Source organism: Cyclobacterium sp. L-R, from assembly GCF_056859355.1.
Genome location: NZ_JBSXOH010000026.1, coordinates 1 through 21,884, shown reverse-complemented (window position 1 = coordinate 21,884; position 21,884 = coordinate 1). Strand labels below are relative to the sequence as shown.

Here is a 21,884-nt window from a genome sequence, read left to right as displayed (position 1 = left end):
TTTGGAAATCAATGCTGAAATTGGAAGAGGAAGGGTGCTTATCCACAACATGAACGGTCAGTTGGTTAGCCATTTTGACTTGGCCAGCATCAAAACTGAAAACAACCAGTTCAATATCCCACTAAACAACCTTACTCAAGGCATGTACCTGGTAAGCATCAGTAACGAACAAACTGTGATCAATAAACAAAGACTAATCGTCAATCCATAAGCAAAGGGCTTAACATAATCAAAAGGCTCCCTGATACTATTTCAGGGAGCCTTTTGATTGAAAAGTCAAAAACATTCAAAAGTATTCTATCCATTCATGATAATTGCCATTTATGTGTTTATGAAAACTAGCTTTAATCAAATTTAATTCGCTTTTTTACCAGACATATTTTAAGTTTGTTTATTATGAAAATCTACAGAACTATAAAAGGTATAGTTGTTGAAAAAAACAATCAATTGTATACCCAGCCTAATGAAAATTGGGATGAGTTTATCAATGACGACAATTTGTACAAAAAGCTGGAGGGGATTGTTGAAACAACAGTACCATCGGAGGATGGTCATGTATGGATCAATGAAGGTCTGTTGGCACCGGTAGGGAATCAAGAAGTATGGGCGAGTGGAGTAACCTACTTTAAGAGCAAATTAGGTAGACAGGAAGAATCCAAGGACAGTGGTGGGGGTACCTTTTATGAAAAGGTATACAATGCTGAGCGTCCTGAGTTGTTTATGAAATCCACAGGGCCGAGAGTAAAAGGACATTTAGAGAAAGTAAGAATCAGGAAGGATTCAACTTGGGATGTGCCAGAACCTGAGTTGACCTTATTGGTAAGTTCTTCTGGCAAAATATTAGGATATACCATTGGAAATGACATGAGCTCAAGAAGTATTGAGGGAGAAAATCCTTTATACCTTCCACAGGCAAAAGTGTACAATGGAAGTGCCGCGTTGGGGCCATGTATCTTACTTACAGAAAAACCATTGGCAAAGGATACAGAGATAAAGTTAGAAGTAATCAGAGACAGCAATTTGATTTTTAGTGATGCTATCACCATTGATCAGATCAAAAGAGATTTTGCTGAATTGATCACCTTTCTATATGCTGAATACAGCTTTCCAGTAGGTTCTTTTTTGATGACAGGTACGGGTATTGTGCCGGGTAGTGATTTTACATTGGCATCTCGTGATGTGGTTAAGATTCATATTAACGGTATAGGGACCTTAATAAACACTGTGGAATAATAAAACATTAAACTTTCTGTTTTTATAACAAGTAAAGCTAAAGCATTACTAGTGCGCTAGTTAATCCTACCCATAAATCAAATAGATTTTCAAATCATAATTTTAACTTAATTCTAGGCCTTCAAGTCAATTATTTTACCTAATTTTGAATCCCATAAGAATATAAACAAAATTTCATATAACCATTCTTATGGCTGCGTCTACAAAACACATCTTTATCACCGGAGGAGTTACCTCCTCACTTGGAAAAGGAATTATAGCGGCATCGCTAGCTAAGCTCCTTCAATCAAGGGGTATTTCGGTTACCATCCAAAAATTTGATCCTTATCTGAACATTGATCCGGGAACGTTGAACCCCTATGAGCATGGGGAGTGCTATGTCACCGAAGACGGTGCAGAAACGGACTTAGATCTTGGCCATTATGAAAGGTTTCTAAATGCGACCACTTCTCAGGGTAACAATGTTACCACAGGGAGGATTTATAATAACGTTATTACCAAAGAAAGAAAAGGAGAATACTTAGGTAAGACTGTTCAAGTAATTCCTCATATCACTGATGAGATTAAAAACAATTTTTATAAACTAGGAAGTGAGGGCAAGTATGATGTAATTATTACTGAAATAGGTGGCTGTGTTGGAGATATTGAATCTTTACCATTTGTTGAAGCAGTGAGGCAAGCAAGGTGGGACTTAGGTCCCAATAATTTTTTGGTGATTCACCTAACCTTGATTCCTTTCTTATCTGCAGCAAAAGAGCTAAAAACCAAACCTACCCAACATTCTGTCAAACAACTGTTAGAAGCTGGAGTTCAACCAGATATTTTGGTTTGTAGAACAGAGCACCACCTACCAGTTGATGTAAAAAAGAAAATTGCTCAATTTTGCAACGTTCAATTGAACTGTGTGATAGAAGCAATGGATGCCGATTCAATCTACGATGTTCCTTTACTGATGAAGAAGGAACGACTTGATGAGCGGGTGATGACCAAGTTGAAAATCACATCCAAAACAAATACCGAACTTGAGCAGTGGAAAGAATTTTTGGGTAAGCTCAAAAATCCTACCATGGAGGTGGATATAGCCCTTATAGGGAAATATGTTTCATTACCCGATGCTTATAAGTCCATCATTGAATCCTTTATTCATGCAGGTACCTCCTTGGAGTGTAAAGTAAACCTTCACCTGGTATCTTCTGAAGAATTAAATGAAGGGAATATTGCTAAAAAGCTGGAATTTATAGACGGGGTTCTTGTCGCTCCTGGGTTTGGAGTGAGAGGCTTGGAAGGTAAACTTATAGCAACTGAATACGCAAGAGAGAATTTAATTCCCTTCTTTGGCATTTGCTTGGGAATGCAGGTTGCTGTTATTGAGTTCGCAAGAAATGTCTTGGGTTTGAAAGGTGCTTCGTCTACCGAATCGGATCCGAATTGCAAAGACCCTGTTATTTTCCTTATGGAAGAACAAAAAGGGGTGAAGCAAATGGGAGGAACAATGCGACTTGGGGCTTATCCATGTGAAATGAAAAAAGGTTCCAAAGCATATACTGCTTATGGCAAATCAAAAATCACAGAAAGACATAGACACAGGTATGAGTTCAATAACAAATACCTTAAGGTTTTTGAAGAGCATGGGATGATAGCTACAGGAAAAAATCCTGACAAGGGTTTGGTGGAGATTATTGAGTTGAAAGACCATCCTTGGTTTGTAGGAACACAATTTCACCCTGAATATAAAAGTACTGTCCTGAACCCTCATCCTCTATTTGTGAGGTTTATCAAAGCGGTAAGTGACAATAAAAGGAATAAATCGTAAAATAATTATTTAGTGACAGGTAATTAAACCTGTATTAAACAACCGATTGAATTATGGATAAAAATCAAGCGACAGGACTCATTCTTTTCGCAGCGGTAATTTTGGTTTATTCGCTCTTTTTTGCGAGTGATCCACAACCAGTTATCGAACCTCAAACAACCAATGGTAGTACTCAGGTACAATCCAATGCGATCGAGACGGATCAGGACCTTGGGCAGGTTGACAATGCAATTAATGATAGCCTAAGTAATTTGGCTGCAAAGCAAAAGTATGGTGATTTTTCTGACCTTGTTAAAGGACAGGAAACTGCCACTGTATTGGAGAATGAAAATATAAAAATTACGCTTTCCAACAAAGGTGGAGAAATTCAAAAAGTAGAGGTTAAAGGTTTTAAAACTTATGACCAAAAACCTTTAATCTTATTTGATAGCGAAACTGGAAAATTAGATTATAAAATTAATTCTACTCAAGGTAATTTGAGTTTGAATGACCTTTATTTTGTTGTGAAAGAATCTAGTGAAGCAGTAGATGGAGTACAAGTTAGTACTGTCACCTTTACAGCCAATGCAGGGTCTGGAAGTATTGTTAGGAAATATCAGCTGCCTCCTACTGGGTATGAGCTCTCTCATAAAATCCAAGGAGCTGGACTCGAAAGCTTAATCAGTGATGATGTATTGACAATTAACTGGCAGAGTGAACTCCAAAGGCTAGAAGAAGATATGGGTGAATCCAGAAGGAAAACCTATATGAATTTCTATACTGCAGATGAAACTTACGATTACTTGTCCACTGGAGAAGGAGATGATGCAGAACAGATAGGAGAGCCTTTGAAATGGGTTGCCTTCAAACAACGGTTTTTCACTACCGGAATTATTGCTAAAAACCAGTTTAACAGTGGTAACCTGGCGCAAGAGACTCCTTTGGATTCCTCTTTTGTTAAGAACATGTCTGCCACCTTATTGCTTCCTATAAACGGAGAGGTAAGTTATTATTTTGGACCGAACAATTATAAAATTCTAAAAAATGTAACCCCTGAGTTCGATAAGAATGTGGACATGGGGTATATTTTTGTGAGTTGGGTCAATAAATACATTATTGTCAATTTGTTCCACTGGTTGGAAAATTTCTTTGACAATTATGGTGTGATAATAATATTGATTGTCTTCATTATCAAATTGTTCCTTTTGCCTTTGACTTACAAGTCTTACATTGGAATGGCTAAGATGAGGGTGATTAAACCGGAAATAGATGAGTTAAAAGAAAAGTACGGAGAAGACCAAACCAAGATGCAGCAAGAACAGATGAAACTGTTCAGCCAACTTGGTGTAAGCCCAATTTCAGGTTGTCTGCCTATGGTGCTTCAGATGCCTTTCTTATTGGCCATGTTCTTTTTCTTCCCTAATTCAATTGAATTGAGGCAAGAGTCCTTCCTTTGGGCGCATGATTTGTCAACTTATGACTCTATTTTAAACCTTCCCTTTACGATTCCATTTTATGGGGATCATGTGAGTTTGTTTACACTGCTAATGACAGTGTCTCAAATTGCTTACACTCATTTCAATAACCAATTGACTACCGCCCAAGGGCCGATGAAAAATATAGGTTATGTTATGCCAGTGGTGTTTATGTTTGTTTTAAACTCATTCCCTGCTGCACTTAGTTTCTATTATTTCGTGTCTAATATGGTGACTTTCGGTCAGCAGTATTTGATCAAACAATTTGTCGATGATGATAAAATCAGAGCCAAAGTGGAAGAAAGCAAGCTTAAAAATGCGAATAAGAAGAAATCTAAGTTTCAAATGAAAATTGAACAAGCTATGAAGGCTTCAGAGAATAACAAAACTGAAACTAAAAAGAGAAAAGGTAAAGGAAAATAATTTTTCTTCCCTTATATACTAAACTTGGAATAGATAATAGAATTCATAATTGATTATTTACTTACTATTTTGAGAGAAAAGGCATGGATGTTTCCATGCCTTTTTTTTATCCATTAATGGCTCATACCACTCGGAATGCTTTTCCTGTGAAAATAATTTATCTCGGATTTGAGAATAGAGTTATTAGGGACTGATTTTTAATTGATTATCTCTAATAAAGGAAGTTTTAATGCTTATTTCTAGTTTAAATTTATAGCTATTGAATGTAGGTTGTTTTAATATTTCGAAGTGCTGCTTAATTTAATTGTCGCTGATAGAAATCTTATTATTGGCACAGCTGTCATTAGGTGGCTTGCCTCTATAAATATACAATAATTGAAAAATTGGAAATCAGATAATCTTTGGCATATGTAGTGAAAAATAATTCATTTTTTAACTTGAATAAAAATTAAGTAGTTATGATAAATCATAACGTTATCAGGCGTTTATCAGGTGGTATTAACAAACAATTGATTTGAAAAAGTAAAAAAAGTCCAACTATTGTTCTTTGTCCCCAAGTGAATATTTTTCAGGTTTGGGTTTTTAAACTGTCGGATCGAGGAATCATGCTGGCCATAGTTCGGATTAAAATGATATATTTGTAATCGCATGAAAAATCGAAATTCAAAATAATCTATGATTGAACTGAAGTATTTTGGTCATTCGACTTTCTTGGTGGATTTAGGAGATAAAACGATTTTATTTGACCCTTTTATTTCACCAAATCCACTAGCCTCTGACATAGAAATCGATAAGATTACCACTGACTTTGTATTGATTAGCTATGGACATGAAGACCATGTATTTGACGTTGAAAGGATTGTAAATAACAATGAAGCCACTTACTTTGGTGTCTAATTTTGAGATCGTCACCTGGTTTAAAATCAGAGGGATTAAGAAGGTGTTTGGTATGAATCATGGAGGTGCCAAGGATTTTGATTTTGGGACGGTGAAATATGTCAATGCAGTGCACAGTAGTTCACCTCCGGATGGATCTTATGGGGGGAATCCCGGAGGTTTCGTAGTGGCTTCAGATCAAGGCACCTTTTATTATGCCGGTGATACCGCCTTAAGTTACGACATGAAATTAATTGGAGAATCCTTTGACATTGATTTTGCAATTTTACCAATTGGGGATAACTTTACCATGGGTATTACGGATGCATTGAAAGCTGCTGAATTTGTGGGGACGGATAAAATTATAGGCATGCACTATGATACATTTGAACCAATTGAAATAAATAAAGAAGCAGCAAAAACTGAAGCAGTGGGCCGTGGGAAAGAATTGATTTTGCTAAACATAGGAGAAAGTATTTCGCTATAAAAGACAATGGGAAAAGTAATCGCAATAGCTAATCAAAAAGGAGGAGTAGGGAAAACCACTACTGCCATGAACCTAGCAGCCAGTTTAGCTGTATTGGAGTACAAAACCTTGGTGATCGACGCAGATCCTCAAGCCAATACTACATCTGGCCTGGGCTTTGATCCTAAGGAAATAGAGATAAGCATTTACGAATGCATGGTAAATGAAAATGATATCAATGAAATCATTATTTCGACTGAAATTGATCATTTGGACTTGGTACCTTCACATATAGACCTTGTAGGTGCAGAAGTAGAAATGGTTAACCTGGAAGATAGAGAGGAAAAGATGCGTGGGGTTATTCAGGAAATCAGGGATCGATATGATTTTATTATCATTGACTGTTCACCATCTCTTGGTTTAATAACAATTAATGCGCTTACTGCTGCCAATTCGGTGGTCATTCCCGTGCAGTGTGAATATTTCGCACTTGAAGGATTGGGTAAGCTATTAAATACCATAAAGATTATTCAAACCAGATTGAATCCAGAACTTGAGATAGAAGGCATACTATTAACCATGTATGACGTTAGATTAAGACTATCCAATCAAGTAGTAGAAGAAGTCCGTATGCATTTCAAAGACATGACTTTTGATACGATCATTCCTAGGAATGTAAAACTGAGTGAATCACCAAGTTTTGGTATGCCAGTTGTCGCTTTTGATGCAACCGGTAAAGGGGCCGTAGCCTACTTGAATTTGGCCAATGAAATTGCCACTAAAAATGGATTGGCAAAAGAAAATTGAATAAAATAGAACAATGGCTGTCAATAAAACAAATAGTAAAAAAAGAGGAGCTTTAGGGAAAGGATTAGGAGCATTATTAAAAGATTCTCCTCAGAAGGATAAAAGTACTGAAGCTGAAGAAGATAAAATTCCTGTTGCAGGGATTTTTGAAATTTCATTGTCAGATGTACAAGTTAACCCCTACCAACCCAGAACACATTTTGATAAAACAGCGCTGGAAGAACTAGCAGAATCTATCAGAGTTCAGGGGATTATTCAGCCGATTACGGTAAGAAGGCTGGCTGATAATGAATACCAATTAATATCAGGTGAAAGAAGGTTTCAAGCGTCCAAATTAGCTGGGCTAGAGATGATTCCCGCCTATGTTCGGACAGCCAATGACCAGCAAATGCTGGAAATGGCCCTGATCGAAAACATTCAAAGAGAAAACCTTAATGCCCTGGAAATTGCCCATTCTTACCAAAGACTTTTGGCCGAATGTGACCTCAAGCAGGAGCAATTGGGTGATAGGGTAGGTAAAAACCGTACCACAGTCAACAATTACCTTCGCTTATTAAAATTACCGCCAGATATTCAGGCTGGTATAAGGGATCAAAAAATAAGCATGGGGCATGCTAGAGCATTGATCAATATAGAAGATGTAGACAAACAACTGGCTATTTTCAAAAAAACCATTGAGGAGGAGTTAAGTGTTCGTAAGGTAGAAGCCCTTGTAAAGGAGCTCAATGATGGTGCCCCTCAAAAGCCCACCAAGGAGTCTGAAAGCCTTGATCCCGTAAAAAAATATGAGATAAATAAGCTTCAACAAAAATTAGCTTCCCATTTTGGAACCAAAGTTTCGTTGAAATCTGATAAAAAAGATAAAGGCGAAATCAAAATTCCTTTTCATTCAACCAGTGATCTTAACAGGATTCTTGAAATTCTTGAATTGATATAAGTGAAATGCCGGGATTTCTTTATGGCAGATAAAACTAGTCTCCAACCAAAGCTTATGCGCCTTGTTTTAGGACTGTTATGCCTTTTTTTTGTGCATTCAAGTATTGCTCAAGAAGAGGATTTTAACGCGTCCCTAACTGATAGTATAGGAAATGAGGCACCTACAAATGTTAAAAATCCTAAAAAAGCGATCTATTTGGCCTTAATGTTTCCCGGAGCAGGCCAGGTTTATAATGAAAAAGTCTGGAAATTACCTTTACTTTACAGTGGTGTTTCGGCAGCTGTGTATTTTTTGAATTTTAATAATAGAAGGTACAAGGAGTTTATCGTAGCACTTGATATCGTTAGAGAAGGAACTGAGGCCAATCCCTTTCCAAATTTAAATGAGGATGGAATCATTAGAAACGTCGAATACTGGAGAAGAAATAGGGATGCAATGTATATGGTTTTTGGAGCAATATATGCTTTGGGAGCGGTAGATGCTTTTGTAGACGCACACCTTTCAGGATTTGACGTTAGCGATGACCTTACCTTTAAACTTGAACCAAGTATGGAGCCTTTATTAGCCAATAACAGTGCAATAGGGCTTTCATTTAAAATTAAATTTTAATATGAATATTCTGATATTAGGATATGGTAAAATGGGAAAAATTATTTCCCAAATGGCCGAAGAAAGAGGCCATCGCATAGTCGCTAAAATTAATATTGAAAATGTTGCAGACTTAGATCATTTGGACACAAATGAAATAGATGTAGCTATCGAATTTAGTCAGCCGGGTTCAGCAGTTGGAAACATTACCTGGTGCATGCAACATGGCGTTCCTGTCGTTGTAGGTACTACAGGATGGATGGATGACAAGGATGGAGTAACTAACCTGTGTAAACAGAAGGATGGGGCTCTTTTTTACAGTTCAAATTTTAGCATAGGCGTAAATATATTTTTTAAAGTCAATGCTTTTCTTGCCAAACTAATGAATGACCAAGAGGCCTATAAGGCAACTCTTGAGGAAATACACCATACAGAGAAAAAAGACGCTCCTAGTGGTACGGCCATTACCTTGGCTGAAGGACTAATTGACAATAACCATAGGTATACTGATTGGGAGTTACAAAGTGATAGCACTCAACCAAAAGAGAGAACTTTACCTATCAACTCCAAAAGAATAGACCCTGCTCCAGGGACACATATTGTGTCTTATAAATCTGAAATTGATGACATTACCATTAACCATACCGCTCACAATAGAAAGGGTTTTGCCCTTGGAGCAGTTTTGGTGGCCGAATGGCTGCCTGGTAAAAAGGGAGTTTTATCAATGAATGATTTTTTGGATTTTTAACTACACAAAAATGAATCAAGAAAAAAACAAAAAATCAGCCTCCAGAGAATGGATAGATGCATTGCTTTTTGCAGTCATTGCAGCCAGTTTGATAAGGTGGTTATTATTGGAACCTTTTACCATTCCTACTGCTTCTATGGAAAAATCCCTTTTAGTAGGTGACTTTCTATTTGTAAGTAAGATGCATTATGGAACTAGGGTACCCAAAACCATCCTCCAGGTTCCATTGACCCATCAGAAAATTTGGGGAACGGACCTAAAGTCCTATTCAGAGGCTATTCAATTGCCTTACTATAGACTTCCTGGGTTTACTTCTATTAAAAGAAATGATGTAGTGGTCTTTAATTTCCCTGAAGAATTTCAATATCCTGTTGATTTAAAAACCAACTATATAAAACGAGCCATTGCAATTCCTGGCGATGTTCTGGAAATTAAAGAGGCTCAATTGTATATAAATGGCCAGCCTAGTGAAAACCCTGAAGAAATGCAGTTTTCCTATGACGTCATCGTCAATAGGCCTCTAAACGACGAGTTTTTTGATCGGTATGGTATTAATCCGGATAGTTATTATCCTTTTTCTGATAACTCCGGCTACTTTGTCTTTGCAACTGATGAAATGATAAAGGAACTTGAAAAATCACCCGCTATTTCATCCATTCAAAAGAGAATTAGTAAACCAGGTCAAGGGGATTCTAATATTTTCCCTGATGGAACCTATTATAAGTGGAATAAAGATAATTTCGGACCATTAGAGGTACCTGCCAAGGGGCAAACAATCGCACTTACTGAAGACAATGTAAGAAGGTACTCTTTCACAATTGAGAAATATGAAGGCCATGAAAGTGTTACAGTGGAAGACAATAAATTGTTTATAGATGGCGTGGAACAAGAATCCTATACCTTCAAACAAAATTATTATTTCATGATGGGTGACAATAGACATGATTCATTGGATTCTAGGTTTTGGGGTTTTGTGCCTGAAGATCATGTAGTGGGTAAGGCTTGGTTCTTATGGCTATCCTTAGAAAAACACAAGTCTATGTTTAATAAGATTAGGTGGGATAGATTCTTTAAGTCCATCGATTAATCACAAGTTTGAGTCCTAAATTGCTTTCAATGAGCGATAGACTTTTAACAAATAACCCCAGATTAATACTTAATCTGGGGTTATTTGTTTAACCCGAAATATCCAATAGACATTCTATTACGTGCTGAAATCGCTTTAAAATAGCCAATCGTTGCTGTTTTCAATTTCACCATAGCGGTGCTATGCTAAAATCTCCAAACAGCCTGATTTTCTTTAGATTGCAACACTTCCCGTAAGCACGGGACAGGCTTCACCCCTGACTATTGTCAGGACGGAGAAATTCTATTACACAATCCGGGTTTAAGAACAGGGAATTGCTGTAACTGTCCATTTTCGGTGTTTTTAATAGAACTTATTAAACCTTCACCATTTTATAGCTGGCTTGCCATGGGCTTCTAAATAAGCATTGGCTTGGCTAAAATGTTGGCATCCTAAAAAGCCTCGATGAGCCGAAAGGGGACTTGGATGTGGTGATTGTAGCTTTAAGTGCTTGTCAGATTGAATTACAGTTGCCTTTTTCTGTGCATAAGCTCCCCAAAGAAGAAAAACCAAGTTAGACTTTTTGGAAGCAAGTTTCTCTATGACTGCGCTGGTAAATGTCTCCCAACCTTTTTTCTGGTGACTTCCGGCTTTGTGTGCTTCTACTGTAAGGGTAGCGTTTAGTAAGAGAACACCTTGCTTGGCCCATCTTTCTAAATTTCCATCAGAAGGAAAAGGTAAGTCAAGGTCGCTCTTTAATTCTTTAAAAATATTATTAAGTGAAGGAGGAATGGGTACGCCTTCCTTTACAGAAAAAGACAGTCCATGTGCTTGATTTTCTCCATGATAGGGGTCTTGACCTAAAATCACAACCTTTACTTTGTCTACAGGACACAATTCAAAAGCTTTAAATATTGAATTGGCTTTTGGGTAGATTGTTTTTGTTTCATATTCAGCTTTTACAAAGCTTGCCAATGCAGCAAAGTAAGGCTTGTTAAATTCATCCCCTAGCAATTGTTTCCAACTATTTTCTATTTTGACATTCATTAATAAGTTTTCTATTGGTATATTTGAATCAATAAATCAAATTTCGGATAAGTTTTGTATTAATAAAAACAAAATGGTAACTGCAACTACAGAAGGTGTTAAGATTAGTGTTGAAGCGACCTACCAAAAGGAGTTTTCTAATCCTAGTTTGCACCATTATGTATTTACCTACAAGGTTACCATCAAAAACTGCAACCCTTTTACCATACAACTGCTTAGAAGAAAGTGGGAAATTCATGATGCAGCAGAAACTGTCAAACTTGTGGAAGGGGAGGGAGTAGTCGGTCAGCAACCTGTTTTAGAACCAGGGAATGTCCATACTTATCTTTCAGGATGTACCATCCGGTCTGGAATGGGTAAAATGATGGGTGAATTTTATGTGGAAAAGCTTAATGATGGAAAATTATTAACTGTTACCATTCCAGAGTTTCAACTTATCGCCAATATTTTCAATAATTGATTAGACCATAATGTTATTCCATTTCTGGGAATACTTTCTTTACTTTTTAAACAAAGAGGACCAGCATAGTATCCATTCTCCTTATTTTTTCAAACTTTACCAAGATTTGAAGGCTTTTTTAGCAAACAATAAAAAGGGTAAAAAGGAAATTGAACTGCAAAGGAAAAAGTTTTTATCCTCAAAAGAGCAGATCCTAAGGAAGGATTATGGAGCAGGATCCAGGTGGAGCAAAGGTGAAAAGCAAAAGGTAGCCACCATAGCCAAAAGCGCAACTTCTCCTATAAAATCTTCCCTACTGTTTCAATTCCTATGTAAGCTTACACCAGCCAATACTGTATTGGACTTGGGGACTTCTTTAGGAATAAATACGGCCTATTTGTCTTCAGTGACCAAAGGAGATTTGTATACTTTCGAAGGAGACCCTGCTTTGGCACATTTAGCCGGTGCAAATTTAAATCTTTGTCCAAACGTTAATAAGGTTGTAGGTAATATTGATAACACCTTAGGGAAAGTTCTTGAGGGCATTGAAAGGGTGGACTTTGTATTGATTGATGCCAACCACAGGTATCAGCCAACTCTCGATTATTTTAACGCAATAGCACCTAAAATTCATAAGGAAAGCATTGTTGTAATCGGGGACATACATTGGTCAAAGGAAATGAAACAGGCCTGGGAAGAAATAAAACACATGCCTTCAGTAAGCAGTACAATAGACTTTTTTGATTGTGGGGTATTGTTTTTTAATAATTACGGAAATAAAGAAAATTACATACTTGCCTTGTAAGACAAATTTCCGCCTTTCTTTAAGTTTGTTACCATTAGAAACCCCGGTTATTTGTAAATCGAAAATGGTCCCTTTCTAAAGATTATTTCTCAAATGGTTTAAATCCAATTTTTAGCTTTATAATATATGGCTTCGATAAGGATAAGGTTCATAATTTAGCCTCTATCTGTAACTAGCTACTGAAAGATTAAAAACGAATATTGTGGTGATACTATTTCTCATTATTTAAGCTTTTGAAATAGAAAAACACCCTTAATTTCCCTTATTTCTAATTTGAAGCGATAAAAACTACTAATAGATATCCTGAAGTAAACTTAGTTTTATATCCTAATTATGACCGTAATATTTAGTTTGTTTTGATGTTTCGTTAATAACAATCTTAAATTTCTTGTTGAGATTGCCAGAAGTGAAGGGATTTGCTAAATTTGTTTTCGCTGGTTGATTTTATAAAATTTTTACAATAAAAAATTGGTCTGATAATTGTTATTGTAGTAGAGTTAGTGTTGGCACTATTTACATGTCCTGACAAAACGAAATAAACAGTATTAAAGTGTTATTATTAGTATGAGTCAAGGAGAAAAAATTGATAAAAGCAGTATTAATGTAGATAAGGGGAAAAATATTTTAATTATCGTTCTGGTAATTTTAGTATTTCTTAGTGGATGGCGACTCCTGAATGACCACCGTGAAAAGTCACAAAAAAGTGAGGAAATCTTTCTGTTATCGGAAGAGAACAGCCATTTAAATTTTAGATTGGACTCCATGACAGAGGAGTTGACCTCTAGAATCAAAGAAATTGACAGTCTTGGTGGAGATATTGAGGCCTTGGTGAAAGTTAAGGAACAATTGATTAAGGAGAGGAAGCTAGATAAGAGCAGATCAGCCAAAGACATTGCCAGATTAAATGCGCAAATAGATAGTTATTTAACCTTATTGGAGGAAAAGGACGCCGATATAGTTCGTTTGAAAGCCCAAAATGTTCAGTTGTTTTCCGAAAACAAAGAATTGAAGACAACCAAGTCTGAGATAGAGGAGGAGGTAGTTAAGCTTAATATCAAAACGGTAGACCTCGAAAATAAAGTCAGTATTGCTTCCCGATTAAAGGCCGAAAACATTGTTGTAGCAGCAGTGAATTCAAGGGGAAGAGAACGAGAAGGGGAATTCAGGAATAGACAGTTGGAAAGATTAAAAATCTCATTTAATATTGGGGACAATAAGGTAGCAGAAGCTGGTATGAGGGATGTTTATGTACAAGTTCTTTCTCCCAATGAGCAGGTCATTTTTGACATAGCCAAAGGTTCTGGAACATTTGAATTGGATGGAAAAGAACATTTTTATACTTCTAAACAAGATTTTGTCTTCAATAACACACGTCAGCAACTGACCTATTTTTATGAAAAAGGCTCAGATTATGAAAAGGGAACCTATAGTGTGAAGATTTTTTCCGATGGAGCAGAGATCGGTAGGAGTGCATTTGAAATAAAATAACAGGCTATTCATTTGATTATTGGCTCATTTCTCTTAATTTTGCAGACTGTTTTAAAATATTAAACAAAAATTAAAAAGAATGTTCCAAAAAAATTATGAAACGGTATTCATACTTACTCCCGTTTTGTCTGAAGTTCAGATGAAGGATACCGTTGACAAGTACGTAGGCTTGTTAAAAGAATTGGGAGCAGAGATAGTTAACGTTGAGAATTGGGGTCTAAAAAAATTGGCTTATCCAATCCAAAAGAAAACTACTGGGTTTTATGTAATGGTCGAATACAAAGTGGATCCAACTGCAATTAAAAAGTATGAGATCAATTTCAGAAGAGATGAAACTGTATTGAGATTTCTTACTACTGTAATGGACAAACATTCCCTGGTATATGCAGAGAGAAGAAGGAAAGGTGAATTCAATAAAAAATCAGAAGCTAAGGAGGAGCCAGCAAAATGACATTAAAAAACGAACCCATCAACAGAGAGCAAAACAGGAAAAAATACTGTAGATTTAAAAAGCTAGGTATCAAGTATATTGATTACAAAGATCCTAACTTTTTGCTTAAGTTTGTGAACGAACAAGGTAAAATTCTTCCTAGAAGATTGACAGGTAACTCTGCTAAATTTCAGAGAAAGGTTGCTCAGGCTATTAAAAAAGCCAGACATTTGGCATTATTGCCTTACGTAGCAGATGGCTTGAAATAGACTGTCTGTAATCCTTCACCTAATAAATTATAACAACAATGGAAGTTATCTTAAAAACGGATATAAAAGGACTTGGATATAAAAATGACTTGGTAGCTGTTAAACCTGGTTATGGACGTAATTATCTAATCCCTCAGGGCTTCGCTTTACTTGCCACTTCTTCTAATAAGAAGATCTTGCAGGAAAATATTAAGCAAGCAGCCCACAAAGCAGAAAAAATCAAAACTGAAGCCGAAGCTGTTGCAGCTAAATTAGAAAGCATCACTTTGGAAATCAAAGCTAAAATAGGCGATTCTGGAAAGATTTTTGGAAAAGTTACTACTTTACAGCTTTCTGATGCTTTGGCAGAGAAAAGCATAGATATTGATCGTAAGAAGATCTCTATCAATCAGCCGGTATCTACTTCAGGTGAATACGAAGCTGAAATTGATTTACACAGAGAAGTGAAAACTAACGTTAAATTCGTAGTTGTAGCTGAATAGTTATCAATATTGCATTTGAATAAAAAAAAGCCAGGTTTATCCTGGCTTTTTTAGTTTACAATGGCTTTTTCCAAATCCGTTATTAATTTTTTGGATACGGATCGACTGCTTTTTTCTTTGGTCTCCTTCAAAAGATCCAAAGCTAGCTTAGATTTCATTTTTAATCCTTCAGGATTGTTGTCAAATCGATAACTTCCCAAACACCATTCCAATTCAGCTGTTAATCCTTCATTGATTTTTAATTTGCTTAGTTTGGCAATGGCGTTTTCAACAGATTTTTCTAATAATGCTGATTCCATACTCTATTTCTATTAAGGTTGAAGTGAATAATGCAACAATATTATCAATAATTATTAATTATTTAAATAATATTGATTAAAATTTAATTAATGTATAAAATATAGCTGAGATTTGTGAATTACATAAATTTAAATTTACTCTCTTTTTACCGCCTTTATCCCTCATATTTTCATTAATTTGTTCTTTTATATTGTTTAGGAGTATAGGGTATTTTAGTAAGGAGAATTTGAAAATGAAAAGTTTTAGAACTACTTTCCAATTTAAGGAATGCGATAAAAAAATAAACCATTCGTCCAGAATGGTAACTATTGGCTCTTGTTTTTCTGAAGTAGTAGGTGAAAGGTTAACACGTAGTAAATTCAACACTTTGACAAATCCCTTTGGAACAACTTTTAACCCTCCTTCTATTTTCAGTTTATTATTGAATTCACTGGAATCAAAACCGGCTGACCCAGAATTGTACCTAAACCGGCATGATAATTTTTTTCATTATCAATTGCATTCCTCATTCAATGGATCTTCCATAAAGGATCTTTCAGATAAAATTGAAAACACCAAAATAAAGGTCAAAGAGAGCCTTGAAAAAGCTACTCATCTATTTATAACCTTTGGTACGGCTTTCGTTTATCGCCTCATAGAAAATGAAAGGATTGTGGCCAATTGCCACAAGCAAGCTCAACGAAACTTTTCTAAAAGTATACTTGGCCTGGAGGAGATGAGGTATGGTTTCAATGGGTTTTATCAAAAACTTATAGCTGTAAACCCCAATATACAGCTGGTTTTGACGGTTAGTCCTGTGAGACACATAAAAGATGGGATACCAGAAAATCAGTTGAGTAAAAGCCTGTTAAATGTTTTCTGTCATCAAATTGTCTCAAAGTATCCAACTATTTATTATTTCCCAGCCTATGAGATAATGATGGATGATTTAAGGGATTATCGATTTTATAAGGAAGACATGATTCATCCCAACTCTATGGCGGAAGACTATATATGGAATGAATTTTCTGGGGCATTTTTCGATTCAGAAACCATTGATTTGATCCAACATATAGATCAAATACAAAAAAACCTCAGCCATAGACCCTTTAATCCTCAGTCACAGGCCCACTATCAGTTTCTTTGCAAGCTTCAAGAGTTGATCTCTTTGATGCCTGTTGAACTTGATTTTACAAATGAAAAACAAGCTATAAGTGATCAGTTGAAATTATTTTAAACCAATTGACCCTGTGGATATGAAAGGCAATAAACTGATAGCGAGTAAAAGTTTGTACTTACAGCAACATGCCCATAATCCGGTACAGTGGCATCCTTGGTCAGAGGAGGCCTTGGCTAAAGCAAAAGCTGAGAACAAGCCTATATTGGTAAGTATCGGCTATTCTGCTTGCCACTGGTGCCATGTCATGGAAAAAGAGAGCTTTGAAGACATGGAGGTAGCGGATCTAATGAATGCCAATTTTATTTGTATCAAGATTGATAGAGAAGAAAGGCCTGATTTGGATAATATTTACATGGAGGCAGTCCAAGTAATGGGTTTACAAGGTGGATGGCCTTTGAACGTTTTTTTAATGCCTGATCAAAAACCTTTTTATGGAGGTACTTATTTCCCTAAAAACCAATGGATGAAAGTATTGGCAGGAGTGGCTCAGGCATTTGAAAAGCAGTATGAAGAATTGGTGAAAAGTGCTGAAGGTTTTGGTCGGAGCATTGATAGGTCAGTTATTGAAAAATATGGCTTAAAGAGGGAGGAAGGAGAATTTACCCCTGAAAACGTAAGAGCAATGGCCAGGAATTTATTAAAAGGGGTAGATACGGAATGGGGAGGTATGAAAAGGGTTCCTAAATTCCCAATGCCTGTTATATGGAACTTCTTACTGGACATGGCCATTTTGGATGAACAAAAGCATATAGGAGAACAGGTTTGTTTCACCCTGAAAAAAATAGGAATGGGAGGTATTTATGACCACCTGGGTGGGGGATTTTGCCGGTACAGTGTAGATGGAGAATGGTTTGCACCCCATTTTGAAAAGATGCTTTATGACAATGGTCAATTACTCGGTCTATACAGCAAAGCCTTCCAATACAGTAGAGATTCTTTCTTTAAGGAAAAGATTAAAGAAACGGTTAAATGGCTAAATGGTGAAATGCGTAGTCCGGAAATGGGCTTCTATTCTGCACTCGATGCAGATAGCGATGGGGCAGAAGGAAAATTTTATACCTGGACTTATAAGGAACTCAAAGAGCTACTGGGCCATGATTTGGATTGGTTTGGGGAATTATACGGTATAAAAACGGAGGGGAATTGGGAAGATGGTGTGAATATCCTTTTTCAGACGCTATCTTATTCAGAAGTCGCTCAAAATCATGGTTTAACCTTGGATACATTTGAAGGAAAACTAAAAGAAGTCAAGGAAAAGCTCTTTGAAAACAGATCTTCCAGAGTTAGGCCCGGATTGGATGATAAAATCATAAGCGGATGGAATGGATTAGTCATTGACGGTTTATGCAAAGCTTATTTAGCAATTGGTGATGAAGGTTATAAGCGCTCGGCTTTAGAGACTGGAAATTTTATTTGGAACCAAATGGTCCATGACAATGTACTTTATAGGAATTTTAAAGATAATGAAGCTTATACGCCTGCCTTTCTTGAAGATTATGCTGCTGTTATTCAATCTTTTATCTCTCTCTATAAAATTTCTTTTTCACCATTATGGTTAAATAGAGCGAAATTGTTGACTGAAAGGGTCATGGATAATTTTCTTGATGAAAGGGATGGAATGTTTTTCTTTAATGATCCTAAAACTGAAAAATTGATAGCTGATAAGAAAGAGGTTTTTGACAATGTTCTTCCTGCTTCTAACTCGGTAATGGCAAGAAACCTACATCAATTAGGTCTGTACTTATACAATGATACTTACCTTTGTCAAGCAGAAAGCATGTTGCAATTGGTTCGTGAGATGGTGATCAAAGAACCGGATTTTCTAGCCAATTGGGCAAACTTTTATTTAGAAAAATCGGTTCCTACAGCGGAAATAGCCATTACAGGAAAAGAGGCAAATAGAGTGGGACTTTCACTCCAGGCTGATTATCATCCCAATATGGTCATAGCTGCTACTACAGTCAATACTGAAGAAGTACCAATTTTAGCTGGTAAGTCAACTGAAAAGACAATATTGTATGTCTGCTTTAATAAGTCATGCAAGCAACCTGTAGAGACCATAGAGGAGGCAGTAAGTCAACTTCCATTTTTGAGCAAAACCAAATAAAATAGATTTACAGTGGATGATCTCTTTGGAAATAACTACCCCTTAACAAGCAAAAATCTGTTTGCGGACATTATTTTGCCTGTACCTATTCCTCAAACTTTTACTTATAGTGTGGGGCCTGAGATTCAGGATGAAATTGGTATTGGCTATCGTGTGATGGTACAATTCGGTAGGAAAAGGATTTTAACTGGAATTGTTGCCAAGGTTCATCAAAAAGCGCCTGAGGCTTATCAGGCCAAAGCTATACTTGATTTATTAGATGATTTCCCCATAGTAAACGCCTTGCAAATCAAATTTTGGGCTTGGCTGGCCAGTTATTATTGTTGTCATTTAGGAGAAGTGATGAATGCCGCTTTACCCAGTGGTTTAAAGCTATCTACTGAGAGTAAGATTCAAATGCATCCTGATTTTGACTTGGACAATCCTGATTATCCTATGGATGACAGGGAAATGCTGATATTGGAGGCCTTGGAAAAGAAGGAAGAAATGAATGTGGATCAACTGGATACCCTGGTTCCAGTGAAAGACCTTCACAAGTTGATTAAAAGTCTTCTTGGTAAGAAAGCCATCTTGGTTTATGAATCTGTTAAAGAGAAATACAGCCCAAAGATAGAACTTAGGGTGAGGCTAGCTCAAGAATACATTACTGCATCGGATAAGCTAAATGAACTTTTTGATGGAATAAAAGGGAAAGTAAAGCAAGAGAATGTGCTTCTCAAATATTTACAACAAGTTCCTATTTACCAGAAAAGTGAGCTAAACAAACAAGGACTGGCCAAAAAGATTTTGACCGATGCAGGTTGTTCTCCTTCTTCCATTGATACCCTTATTAAAAATAAGGTATTGGAAAGCTTTAAGGTAAAAATAAGTCGTTTTGACCCAATTAATATTGATGAAAATCCAATTCTACTTTCTGATGATCAAAAGGAAGCGTATGATGCGGTGCAAAATGAATTTAACAGTAAATCCACAGTTTTACTTCATGGTATTACAGGATCTGGTAAAACAGAGATTTACATTAAGCTAATAATGGAGGTCCTGGAAAGTGGTTCACAGGTATTATTGCTGCTTCCTGAAATTGCACTTACTACTCATTTGGTTTCTCGGCTACAGAAAGTTTTTGGTGATAAAATGGGTATTTTTCACTCTAAATATTCAGACAATGAACGTGTAGAAGTGTGGCAAGGAGTGATTTCAGGGAAGTACAATTTCATTATAGGAGTCAGATCTTCTTTATTCTTACCTTTCGATAGCTTGGGTTTGGTCATTGTAGATGAAGAACATGAACCTTCCTATAAACAGTATGACCCTGCGCCAAGGTTTCATGCAAGAGATGCTGCAATCATGATGGCATATCTACACCAAGCCAAAACGGTCTTAGGAACAGCTACCCCAGCTTTTGAGACCTTTTCTAATGTTCAAAATGATAAGTATGGCTATGTGAAAATGGATAAACGTTATGGCAATGCGGAATTGCCTCATTTTCATTTGGCAGACATTTTAAAAGACAAAAAGAAAAACCTGCTTAAATTAGACTTTACCAGACTTCTGAGAGAGAAAATCCAAGAGGCCCTAAACAATCAGGAACAAGTATTAATATTTCAAAATAGGAGAGGCTATGCCCCATATATTTCCTGTGATGAATGTGGTTGGATTCCTGAATGCGAACACTGTGATGTCAGTTTAACTTACCACCAATTTCAGGAAGAATTGAGATGTCACTATTGTGGGTTTAAAGATGTTGTTCCAAAAAAATGCCATGCCTGTGGTAGTGATAAGATTACAACCGTAGGTTCAGGAACGGAAAGGATTGAAGAAAATCTCTCATTACTTTTTCCTGAAGCCCGAATTTTAAGAATGGATTTGGACACTACCCGAAGTAAATATGGGTACCAAAAGATTTTAGAAGAATTCGGATCTGGAAATGTGGATATTTTGGTAGGAACCCAGATGATTACCAAAGGTCTGGATTTTGATAGGGTGTCTCTGGTAGGAATTGTTGATGCTGATCGAATTTTGTTTTACCCAGATTTCCGCTCAGGAGAAAGGGCTTTTCAACAAATTACACAAGTGGCTGGAAGGGCTGGTAGGAGAAATAAAACAGGTAATGTAATTATTCAAACAAGACGACCTGATCAATTGATTTTCAATCAGATAATAAGTGGTGATTACGCTGAATTTTATCGACAGGAGATGGGAGAACGGAAGCAGTTTTATTATCCTCCTTTTGTCAAGAATATCAAGATCGTAGTCAAGCATAAAGACTTTAAGACAGCAGAAACTGCATCTGTTCAATTAAAAAATTTACTTTCAGACATTGAAGGAAGGAAGATAATTCTAGGTCCGGAAAAAGCATTAATAGGTAAGATTAAAAACTTATATCTTTTTGAAATCTGGATCAAACTCGAGAAAAGCACCAATGCACAAGTGCGTTTTAAACAGGAGATGACCCGTTCCATTTCAGACCTGCAATCAGACAAACGCTTTCGTTCAGTTAGGTTTTTAGTGGATGTGGATCCTTTTTAAATTTGGAGTGCTTCAGAGGGGAGCCTTATTAAACTTCCTAGCAGACTGATTTTATGTAATTCCTTGTTCTTTTATAGCGAAATGGATATCTGTATTGCATTATTTCAGCTAAGCCCTTAGGGTCAATAGTGCACTTTAATCGATGGGTACAGATTTCATTCTTTGATAAACCCGAAATATGCAATAGACATTCTATTAGGTGCTGAAATCGCTTTAAAATCAGCCACTTCGTTGCTGTTTTCAATTTCACCATAGCGGTGCTATGCTAAATCTCCAAACAGCCTGATTGTCTCGTCCTGAAAATGGTTGACACTTTTGTTTTTCAAATATAGTAAGTGTTTTAATTTCTAAGAAGTTTCATTTAACTTACAGTACCACGATAAAGCGGAGGCAAGCTCTGCTGAGGAGCAACTTGCCAAGG

General features: G+C 36.5%; 20 protein-coding genes and 1 pseudogene. 19 read left to right on the top strand and 2 right to left on the bottom strand.

Annotated elements, in window-relative coordinates; translation table 11 throughout:
- From AC13EX_RS01885 to lepB, 10 genes and pseudogenes are all read left to right on the top strand, one after another.
- Positions 1 to 211: T9SS type A sorting domain-containing protein (locus AC13EX_RS01885; protein ID WP_482891318.1), on the top strand; the 211-nt coding region annotated here is incomplete at its 5' end.
- A 185-nt stretch (positions 212 to 396) separates the two neighbouring features.
- Positions 397 to 1,233, top strand: a complete 837-nt coding sequence (locus AC13EX_RS01880; protein WP_482891317.1) for a fumarylacetoacetate hydrolase family protein — start codon at positions 397 to 399, stop codon at positions 1,231 to 1,233.
- Between the two features lie 190 nt (positions 1,234 to 1,423).
- Complete coding sequence (locus tag AC13EX_RS01875) at positions 1,424 to 3,046, top strand: CTP synthase (RefSeq protein WP_482891316.1); 1,623 nt, start codon at positions 1,424 to 1,426, stop codon at positions 3,044 to 3,046.
- A gap of 53 nt (positions 3,047 to 3,099) precedes the next feature.
- Entirely contained in the window at positions 3,100 to 4,923 is a 1,824-nt protein-coding gene (gene yidC / locus AC13EX_RS01870) for a membrane protein insertase YidC (protein WP_339711468.1), read from the top strand.
- A gap of 675 nt (positions 4,924 to 5,598) precedes the next feature.
- Positions 5,599 to 6,286: pseudogene (locus tag AC13EX_RS01865) on the top strand (metal-dependent hydrolase).
- 6 nt (positions 6,287 to 6,292) lie between these two features.
- Positions 6,293 to 7,072 (top strand): ParA family protein, encoded by a 780-nt coding sequence (locus tag AC13EX_RS01860; protein ID WP_048643760.1) that lies wholly within the window; start codon positions 6,293 to 6,295, stop codon positions 7,070 to 7,072.
- 13 nt (positions 7,073 to 7,085) lie between these two features.
- The gene (locus tag AC13EX_RS01855) at positions 7,086 to 8,009 is read left to right on the top strand and encodes a ParB/RepB/Spo0J family partition protein (RefSeq protein WP_482891315.1); all 924 of its coding nucleotides are present in this window, start codon (positions 7,086 to 7,088) and stop codon (positions 8,007 to 8,009) included.
- A 21-nt stretch (positions 8,010 to 8,030) separates the two neighbouring features.
- Positions 8,031 to 8,618, top strand: a complete 588-nt coding sequence (locus AC13EX_RS01850; RefSeq protein ID WP_482891314.1) for a DUF5683 domain-containing protein — start codon at positions 8,031 to 8,033, stop codon at positions 8,616 to 8,618.
- A gap of 1 nt (position 8,619) precedes the next feature.
- Positions 8,620 to 9,345: a 4-hydroxy-tetrahydrodipicolinate reductase gene (gene dapB, locus AC13EX_RS01845; RefSeq protein WP_482891313.1), complete on the top strand. Its 726-nt coding sequence runs from the start codon at positions 8,620 to 8,622 to the stop codon at positions 9,343 to 9,345.
- A gap of 10 nt (positions 9,346 to 9,355) precedes the next feature.
- Positions 9,356 to 10,432 (top strand): signal peptidase I, encoded by a 1,077-nt coding sequence (gene lepB, locus AC13EX_RS01840; RefSeq protein WP_482891312.1) that lies wholly within the window; start codon positions 9,356 to 9,358, stop codon positions 10,430 to 10,432.
- Between the two features lie 363 nt (positions 10,433 to 10,795).
- Here the strand turns inward: lepB and ung are convergent, their stop codons facing one another.
- Positions 10,796 to 11,458, bottom strand: a complete 663-nt coding sequence (gene ung / locus AC13EX_RS01835; protein WP_482891311.1) for a uracil-DNA glycosylase — start codon at positions 11,456 to 11,458, stop codon at positions 10,796 to 10,798.
- A 73-nt stretch (positions 11,459 to 11,531) separates the two neighbouring features.
- Here ung and apaG point away from each other — a divergent pair, with 73 nt between their 5' ends.
- From apaG to rplI, 6 genes are all read left to right on the top strand, one after another.
- Positions 11,532 to 11,918: a Co2+/Mg2+ efflux protein ApaG gene (gene apaG / locus AC13EX_RS01830; protein WP_048644680.1), complete on the top strand. Its 387-nt coding sequence runs from the start codon at positions 11,532 to 11,534 to the stop codon at positions 11,916 to 11,918.
- Between the two features lie 106 nt (positions 11,919 to 12,024).
- Positions 12,025 to 12,702: an O-methyltransferase gene (locus tag AC13EX_RS01825; RefSeq protein ID WP_482891310.1), complete on the top strand. Its 678-nt coding sequence runs from the start codon at positions 12,025 to 12,027 to the stop codon at positions 12,700 to 12,702.
- 564 nt (positions 12,703 to 13,266) lie between these two features.
- The gene (locus tag AC13EX_RS01820; RefSeq protein ID WP_048643754.1) at positions 13,267 to 14,190 is read left to right on the top strand and encodes a hypothetical protein; all 924 of its coding nucleotides are present in this window, start codon (positions 13,267 to 13,269) and stop codon (positions 14,188 to 14,190) included.
- A 79-nt stretch (positions 14,191 to 14,269) separates the two neighbouring features.
- Positions 14,270 to 14,641 carry a 30S ribosomal protein S6 gene (gene rpsF / locus AC13EX_RS01815; protein ID WP_048643753.1) on the top strand — a complete coding sequence of 124 codons (372 nt, stop codon included), beginning with the start codon at positions 14,270 to 14,272 and terminating at the stop codon, positions 14,639 to 14,641.
- Positions 14,638 to 14,889: a 30S ribosomal protein S18 gene (gene rpsR / locus AC13EX_RS01810; protein ID WP_048643752.1), complete on the top strand. Its 252-nt coding sequence runs from the start codon at positions 14,638 to 14,640 to the stop codon at positions 14,887 to 14,889. The genes rpsF and rpsR overlap by 4 nt, the downstream gene beginning before the upstream one ends.
- A gap of 38 nt (positions 14,890 to 14,927) precedes the next feature.
- On the top strand, positions 14,928 to 15,371 hold the full coding sequence (rplI, locus tag AC13EX_RS01805) for a 50S ribosomal protein L9 (RefSeq protein ID WP_048643751.1): 444 nt from the start codon (positions 14,928 to 14,930) through the stop codon (positions 15,369 to 15,371).
- 50 nt (positions 15,372 to 15,421) lie between these two features.
- Here the strand turns inward: rplI and AC13EX_RS01800 are convergent, their stop codons facing one another.
- Positions 15,422 to 15,670, bottom strand: coding sequence for a hypothetical protein (locus AC13EX_RS01800; protein ID WP_482891309.1), 249 nt, complete (start codon positions 15,668 to 15,670; stop codon positions 15,422 to 15,424).
- 233 nt (positions 15,671 to 15,903) lie between these two features.
- Between AC13EX_RS01800 and AC13EX_RS01795 the strand changes: the two genes are divergently transcribed.
- The 3 genes from AC13EX_RS01795 to priA are packed head-to-tail and all read left to right on the top strand — an operon-like array spanning position 15,904 to position 21,463.
- Positions 15,904 to 16,887 carry a GSCFA domain-containing protein gene (locus tag AC13EX_RS01795; RefSeq protein ID WP_482891308.1) on the top strand — a complete coding sequence of 328 codons (984 nt, stop codon included), beginning with the start codon at positions 15,904 to 15,906 and terminating at the stop codon, positions 16,885 to 16,887.
- A gap of 19 nt (positions 16,888 to 16,906) precedes the next feature.
- Positions 16,907 to 18,937, top strand: a complete 2,031-nt coding sequence (locus AC13EX_RS01790; RefSeq protein WP_482891307.1) for a thioredoxin domain-containing protein — start codon at positions 16,907 to 16,909, stop codon at positions 18,935 to 18,937.
- Positions 18,938 to 18,949: 12 nt separating this feature from the next.
- Entirely contained in the window at positions 18,950 to 21,463 is a 2,514-nt protein-coding gene (priA, locus tag AC13EX_RS01785) for a replication restart helicase PriA (protein ID WP_482891306.1), read from the top strand.
- Positions 21,464 to 21,884: the final 421 nt, after the last annotated feature.